Raw genomic sequence first — 6,437 nt, 5'->3', positions numbered from 1 at the left:
ACGGCGAGCCCGCCGCCGGAGCGTCGTCGCGGCCCGGCAGCTCGGGGGCCTCCTCGGTCATGCCGATCCCTCCCCCGCTGCGAGCTGACCGACCCGCTGCACCCGCTCCGCCCGGTCCGTCCACCGGCGCGCGAGCTCGCCGTCCGCGGCGTGCGCCGCCAGCAGCGCCGGGTCCGGAGCCGGAGCGCGGACGGCGATCGCGCCGCCCACCGGCACCAGGGGCTCCGCCACGACGTCGGCCCGGAGCAGCTGCGCCGTCGCGAGGCCGCAGGCGTAGGGCAGCTCGGGAAGCGCCGCCGCGAGCGCGATCCCCGCGGCGAGCCCGACGGAGCTCTCGAGCGCCGACGACACCACGACGGGCAGCCCGACCCGCTCCGCGAGCTCGAGGCACGCGCGCACGCCGCCCAGCGGCTGGACCTTGAGCACGACGACGTCGGCCGCCTCGGCCCGCACGACGGCCATCGGGTCCTCGGCGCGGCGGATCGACTCGTCGGCCGCCACCGGCACCGAGACCGCCCGGCGCACGCGCGCGAGGTCCGGGACCGACGCGCAGGGCTGCTCGACGTACTCGAGACCACCCGCGGCCCGGTCGAGCACCCGCAGCCGGGCGATCGCCGTGGTCACGTCCCAGGCACCGTTCGCGTCGATGCGGATCCGGCCGTCCGGCCCGAGCGCGTCGCGCACGGCCTCGAGCCGGGCGACCTCGTCCGAGAGCTCCTGGCCGCGCTCCGCGACCTTGACCTTCGCCGTCCGGCAGCCGGCCGACCGCACGACGATCTCGCGCGCCGCCTCGGGGCCGACCGCCGGGACCGTGACGTTGACCGGCACCGCGTCGCGCACCGGTGTCGGCCACCCCTGGTCCGCCGCCTCGAGCGCGGCACGCCACCAGGAGGCCGACTCGGCGTCGTCGTAGTCCCAGAAGGGCGAGAACTCGCCCCAGCCCGCGTCGCCGCGCAGCAGCACGCCGTCGCGCGCGTCCAGCCCACGGAAGCGAGTCCGCAGGGCCACCCGGTAGACGTGCAGGTCACGGGTCGGCGGACGGGTCACCCGGTCACCGTAGTACGGGTCCGTCGTACGGGTCACAGGCGGAGCGGTCGTTACCCTGACGACCATGAGCGCGCTGCCCCCGACGGTGTCCGAGACGTTCGACCCCCGGGTCTGGCGCGAGGTCGAGGGCTTCGAGCTCTCCGACATCACGTACCACCGCGGCGTGGACCGCACCGGTGACGTCGAGCGCGACCTGCCGGTCGTGCGCATCGCGTTCCACCGGCCCGAGGTCCGCAACGCCTTCCGCCCGCACACGGTCGACGAGCTCTACCGCGCCCTGGACCACGCCCGCATGTCGCCCGACGTCGGCGTCGTGCTCCTCGCCGGCAACGGCCCCAGCCCGAAGGACGGCGGCTGGGCCTTCTGCTCGGGCGGCGACCAGCGCATCCGCGGGCGGGACGGCTACCGCTACGCGTCCGGCACGTCGGCGGACACGGTCGACCCGGCGCGCGCGGGACGGCTGCACATCCTCGAGGTCCAGCGCCTCATCCGGACGATGCCCAAGGTGGTCGTCGCCGTCGTGGACGGGTGGGCCGCCGGGGGCGGGCACTCGCTGCACGTCGTGGCGGACCTGTCGATCGCGTGCCGCGAGCACGGCCGCTTCAAGCAGACGGACGCCGACGTCGGCTCCTTCGACGGCGGGTACGGCTCCGCGTACCTCGCGCGCCAGGTGGGCCAGAAGCGGGCGCGGGAGATCTTCTTCCTGGCCCGGGAGTACTCGGCGCAGGACGCCGAGCGCTGGGGCGCGGTCAACGAGGTCGCCGACCACGACGACCTGGAGCGCCTCGCCCTCGACTACGCCCGCACCATCGCGGGCAAGTCACCGCAGGCGGTGCGGATGCTGAAGTTCGCCTTCAACCTGGCCGACGACGGCCTCATGGGCCAGCAGGTCTTCGCCGGCGAGGCGACGCGCCTCGCGTACATGACGGACGAGGCGGTCGAGGGCCGGGACGCGTTCCTCGAGCGGCGCGCGCCCGACTGGTCGGGCTTCCCGCACCACTTCTGAGGACCCGCGCCCCGCGCGGACCCGCGCCCGGTGCCCGGGACGCGGACGGGCCGCCTCAGAACTGGCCGGCGAACCACAGGCCGAAGCTCGCCAGGTCGCGCAGGACGATGGCGCCCGCGAGCCCGACGCCGACCAGCAGGAGGACCGCCACGAGGGCGGGCAGCGTCGAGCGCAGCCGGTCGCTGTGGCGCTCGTCGCCCGGGACGCGCGCGTCGTCGGCGGCCTGGATCTCGGCGGCCGGCACGTCGGCGCGCGAGTGGTGGGTGCTGTCGAGGTCGATCGTCATCTGTGCCATGCGTCCAGCCTGGCGGCCCGCCCGCCGCGGCGGATCGGCCCCAGGGACCGCCGTGGCGCGCCCGCCGTCAACCGTCGGGCCGGACGCAGCGAGGCCGGCTCATCCCGCAGGATGAGCCGGCCTCGTCGCGACGTCAGCCGACGGTCAGCGACCCCTTGCCGGCGGGGATCATCTCGACCCACGTGTTGCCGGGCGCGAGCAGCAGCGGCGAGCCGTCGGCGGTGAAGAGCTGGAGCGGCGCGTCGGCCGCGGCCTTCGACCACGTGCCGGTGACCGTCGCCCCGCCCGTCGCGACGACGGCCTCCCCCGAGCCCACGAGCTCGTAGGTCGGCACGGGCGCACCACCCTGCGCGCCGTAGGGCGAGTTCGGGTGCGGCGCCGTGATCGCGACGACGTTGACGGCGCTCAGGCGCGCCCCGCTCGCCGCGGTCGCGGGCGTGCTGCCCTCCGAGCGCAGCCACGTCCCCGTGCCGGCGTCGAACGACCAGCTCGGCTTCGCCTGCGCCGACAGCGAGAACGTCAGGCTGGACGCGGGCGTCCCGGCCCCGGCGGCGGTGGCGACGTCGGCGCGGCGCGCGAACGCGAACTGCTCACCGGGGGACGCGGAGTGCGCGGCATCCGCGGCCGCGAGGAACGCCTGGGGGTCGCCCATGACGTTGTGCGGCGCGGACCTGCCGCGCACGCGGTAGAGGCCCGCGGCGCCGGCGTCGTGGCTGATGCTCTGCACGCCGCTGCCCGCGACCTCGGCCAGGATGCCGGGCTGGCCGCCCGAGTAGACGAGGAGGCCGTGCAGGGGCGCGACGACGAGCGGGTCCATCGGGCGCACGGAGCGGATGGGACCGACCTCGGCGGGCAGCTGCGAGTGGTACACCGCGATGAGACGCGAGACCTCGAACTCGACGACCGTCTCCCACACGACGTCGGCCTGCTCCAGCCCCACCTGGGGCCGCGCCACGGCGGTGTTCTCGACCTTGACGGCGATCGCCGGCCGCGCGGCGGGCTCGCCCGCGACGCCCGTGAGCGGCCACGTCGGCGCGACCACCGGCGCGGGGGGCGCGTTGCGCGCGCTCTCGATCGTCGGCTCGACGGTCACCGGCGCCGGCGTCTGGGGCCCGTCCGCCGGCGAGCACGCCACGACACCCGCGGCGACGGTCATCGCCGCGAGGACGGCACCGACGCGTCGGCGCAGGCCGGCGGTCGTCCCGGAGCGGCGGTCACGGACGGTGGTGCTCGAGCGCGTGGTGGTCGACACCGGCAGCTCCTTCTTGCCGTGGAACGGCCTCGTGCGTGCAGCGAGCCGGGCCCGGCCCGGCTCCCGATACTGTACGGCGCACCTACGCTGGCACGGTGGGACGCGCACTGGTGGTGCCTGTGGGGCCTGGTCGCTCCGGCGCGGCGGAGGTGGCTGAGGTCACGCGGGCGGTCGCGTCGGCGCTCAGCGGTCGTGGGCCGGCCGTGGCCGCCGTGGCGCGGGCCGCGCCCGACGAGGCCAGCCGTCCGGACGGGCCCGAGGTCCCCGACGACGTCGCCCTGGTCGTGCGGACGTCCGGCTCCACCGGGCGCCCCCGGCACGTCCTGCTCACGCGCGACGCGCTCGAGGCCTCCGCGCGGGCGACCCACGAGCGCCTGGGCGGTCCCGGGCGCTGGCTCCTCGCCCTTCCCCTCGACCACGTCGCCGGGCTCCAGGTCGTCGCGCGCACCGTCCTGGCCGGGGGCCGGCCCGCGGTCGTCCCGGAGCCGGCCGACCCGGCGGCGCTCGCCGACGCGGTCACCCGTGCCCGGACGCAGGACCCGGGCGCGTGGCTCTACGCGTCGCTCGTCCCCACGCAGCTGCGGCGCGTGGTCCAGGCGCCCGAGCACGCCAGGGCCCTCCGCGCGCTGGACGCGGTCCTCGTCGGCGGGGCGTCGGCGGCGCCCGCGCTGCTCGACCGCGCGCGCGAGCTCGGCCTCCGCGTGGTGACCACCTACGGGATGAGCGAGACGTGCGGCGGCTGCGTCTACGACGGCGTGCCGCTCGACGGCGTCGACGTCGAGCTCGACGACGCCGGGCGCGTGCTCCTCGCGGGGCCGGTCCTGGCGCGGGGGTACCTCGACGACCCCGCGGCCCAGGCCGAGGCGTTCGTCGAGCGCGGGGGGCGCCGCTGGCACCGCACCAACGACGCCGGACGCCTCGACGGCGGCCGGCTGCACGTGGTGGGCCGCGCCGACGACGTCCTGGTCACCGGCGGGGAGAAGGTCGCCCCGGCCGCGGTGGAGGCCGCGCTCGCGGCGCTCGGGCTCGAGGCGTGCGTCGTCGGCGTGCCGGACCCCGAGTGGGGCCAGGCCGTCGTGGCCGTCGTCGTCCGGCCCGCGCACGGGCAGCCCGCGGGCCTCGACGACGTCCGGACCGCCGTGCGCCGTACCCTGGGGCAGGCCGCGGCCCCGCGGCACCTCGTGCTGGTCGACGCCCTGCCGCTGCGCGGCCCGGGCAAGGTCGACCGGTCCGCGGTGGCGCGCCTGGCGCGTGGCGCCGTGCGCGCCTAGGGGCCGCACCGGACGCCCGCCGGCCCCGGTCGGCACCTGTCGACACCAGGCGGCACCTGTCGAGGACCCCGAGAGACGAGGACGAGGACGATGGCGACTGCCGCGGAGTGGGTCGAGGGCGCGCGGCTGCGCACCCTCCCGGCGGCGGTGGCGCCGGTGCTCGTGGGCACGGGGGCGGCGGCGCAGCTGGGCGAGGCGTCGGTCGTCCGGGGACTGCTGGCCGCGGGCGTGGCGCTCGCGCTCCAGGTGGGCGTCAACTACGCGAACGACTACTCCGACGGCATCCGCGGCACCGACCTCGACCGCGTCGGACCCCTGCGCCTGACGGGCTCGGGCGCGGCCCGGCCGTCGCAGGTCCGCGGCGCCGCCTTCGCCGCGTTCGGCGTCGGCGCCGCGCTCGGCCTCGTGCTCGTGGCGCTCTCGGGCCACTGGTGGCTGCTCGGCGTCGGCGTCCTGGCCATCGCCGCGGCCTGGTACTACACCGGCGGCCGCAGCCCCTACGGGTACCGCGGGCTGGGCGAGGTCGGCGTGTTCGTCTTCTTCGGCCTCGTGGCCGTGCTGGGGACCACCTACACGCAGGCCGACCGGATCTCCTGGCCGGCCGTCGCGGGGGCCGTCGGCGTGGGCTCGCTGGCGTGCGCCCTGCTCATGGTCAACAACATCCGCGACATCCCGACCGACGTGCTCAGCGGGAAGCGCACGCTCGCCGTCCGCCTGGGCGACTACCGCGCGCGGCGGGTCTACGCCGGACTGCTCGGCGTCGCCGTGGTCGCCGGGCTGGCGTGCGCGCTCGCCGCGCCCTGGTCCGTCCTCGTGCTGCTCGTCGCGGTCCCGGCCGGCATCCTCGCGGGCACCGTGCTGCTCGGTGCCCGGGGCGTGCTCCTCAAGCCGGTGCTCGCGGGCACCGGGCTGCTCGAGCTCGGCTACGGCGTGCTGCTCGGCCTCGGGCTGTCGATCTGACGGTCCGGACCCTGCGGGTCGTGCGGACGGTCAGCGCCCGGGGCCGGTGACCCCGCACCCGGGCCCCTCGCCTCGGCGTCCTCGGCCAGGACGTCGTCCTCGACGCCCGCGCTGAACCGCGGCCCCGTGCGCCGGCGTTCGGCACGGTCGGCGATCCACCGCGCCGCGCGGTCCCGCGGACCGGCCAGCAGCAGGTAGGACAGGGCCCACGCGACGAGGGCCGCGACGACCACGAGCAGCCAGCCGCCGAGGCCGACGGCCCATCCGGCGACGAGGACCCCGGCCAGCAGGCCCAGGCGAAGGAGGGAGTAGACGAGCATCGGCACGCCCCCAGCGTAGGCGCCTAGGCTGGGGGCATGGTCAGGGCCCTGCCGTACATCGTCCCGCTCGCGCTCGCGCTGTTCGCCCTCATCGACCTGTCGCGCAGCTCGGCCGTCGAGCGCGCCGAGATCCACCCCGCGGCGTGGGTGGCGATCATCGTGCTGCTCCCCGTGGTCGGACCGGTCGCATGGATCGCCGTGAGCCGCAGCCGGATCGCGGCGGCACGCCGCGCCGCGGGCGGCACCGCGCCGACGCGCCCGGCACCGGGGCGCCCGAAGCCGCGGC

General features: G+C 77.2%; 8 protein-coding genes. 4 read left to right on the top strand and 4 right to left on the bottom strand.

Annotated elements, in window-relative coordinates; translation table 11 throughout:
- Positions 1 to 57: 57 nt before the first annotated feature.
- A complete protein-coding gene (locus tag IDM29_RS13745; protein WP_309232740.1) occupies positions 58 to 1,047 on the bottom strand; it encodes an o-succinylbenzoate synthase in 990 nt (329 codons plus the stop codon).
- Positions 1,048 to 1,111: 64 nt separating this feature from the next.
- On the opposite strand from IDM29_RS13745, the gene IDM29_RS13740 reads away from it, so the two are divergent.
- The gene (locus IDM29_RS13740; protein ID WP_188037648.1) at positions 1,112 to 2,053 is read left to right on the top strand and encodes a 1,4-dihydroxy-2-naphthoyl-CoA synthase; all 942 of its coding nucleotides are present in this window, start codon (positions 1,112 to 1,114) and stop codon (positions 2,051 to 2,053) included.
- A 55-nt stretch (positions 2,054 to 2,108) separates the two neighbouring features.
- Here IDM29_RS13740 and IDM29_RS13735 read toward each other — a convergent pair whose 3' ends face one another.
- Both IDM29_RS13735 and IDM29_RS13730 read right to left on the bottom strand, forming a co-directional pair.
- A complete protein-coding gene (locus IDM29_RS13735) occupies positions 2,109 to 2,348 on the bottom strand; it encodes a hypothetical protein (RefSeq protein WP_188037647.1) in 240 nt (79 codons plus the stop codon).
- A 133-nt stretch (positions 2,349 to 2,481) separates the two neighbouring features.
- Positions 2,482 to 3,600 (bottom strand): DUF3048 domain-containing protein, encoded by a 1,119-nt coding sequence (locus IDM29_RS13730; protein ID WP_309232739.1) that lies wholly within the window; start codon positions 3,598 to 3,600, stop codon positions 2,482 to 2,484.
- 95 nt (positions 3,601 to 3,695) lie between these two features.
- On the opposite strand from IDM29_RS13730, the gene menE reads away from it, so the two are divergent.
- Positions 3,696 to 4,871 carry an o-succinylbenzoate--CoA ligase gene (gene menE, locus IDM29_RS13725; protein ID WP_188037646.1) on the top strand — a complete coding sequence of 392 codons (1,176 nt, stop codon included), beginning with the start codon at positions 3,696 to 3,698 and terminating at the stop codon, positions 4,869 to 4,871.
- 90 nt (positions 4,872 to 4,961) lie between these two features.
- The gene (locus IDM29_RS13720; protein ID WP_182112116.1) at positions 4,962 to 5,831 is read left to right on the top strand and encodes a 1,4-dihydroxy-2-naphthoate polyprenyltransferase; all 870 of its coding nucleotides are present in this window, start codon (positions 4,962 to 4,964) and stop codon (positions 5,829 to 5,831) included.
- Here IDM29_RS13720 and IDM29_RS13715 read toward each other — a convergent pair.
- Positions 5,795 to 6,151 (bottom strand): DUF4229 domain-containing protein, encoded by a 357-nt coding sequence (locus IDM29_RS13715; protein ID WP_223148337.1) that lies wholly within the window; start codon positions 6,149 to 6,151, stop codon positions 5,795 to 5,797. The genes IDM29_RS13720 and IDM29_RS13715 overlap by 37 nt on opposite strands.
- Before the next feature lie 36 nt (positions 6,152 to 6,187).
- Here IDM29_RS13715 and IDM29_RS13710 point away from each other — a divergent pair.
- On the top strand, positions 6,188 to 6,437 hold a 250-nt coding region (locus IDM29_RS13710), incomplete at its 3' end, for a PLDc N-terminal domain-containing protein (protein WP_188037645.1).

Origin of the sequence: Actinotalea sp. JY-7885 (assembly GCF_014525465.1) — a bacterium.
GTDB lineage: Bacteria > Actinomycetota > Actinomycetes > Actinomycetales > Cellulomonadaceae > Actinotalea.
The sequence above is the reverse complement of the archived record's forward strand: the minus strand, read 5'-3'. Positions and strand labels throughout refer to the sequence as shown.

Bases quoted from the DNA above. Each gene is read 5' to 3' on its own strand.
- IDM29_RS13740 (WP_188037648.1), top strand. From the start codon at position 1,112: ATGAGCGCGCTGCCCCCGACGGTGTCCGAGACGTTCGACCCCCGGGTC.
- IDM29_RS13735 (WP_188037647.1), bottom strand. From the start codon at position 2,348: ATGGCACAGATGACGATCGACCTCGACAGCACCCACCACTCGCGCGCC.
- IDM29_RS13720 (WP_182112116.1), top strand. From the start codon at position 4,962: ATGGCGACTGCCGCGGAGTGGGTCGAGGGCGCGCGGCTGCGCACCCTC.
- IDM29_RS13715 (WP_223148337.1), bottom strand. From the start codon at position 6,151: ATGCTCGTCTACTCCCTCCTTCGCCTGGGCCTGCTGGCCGGGGTCCTC.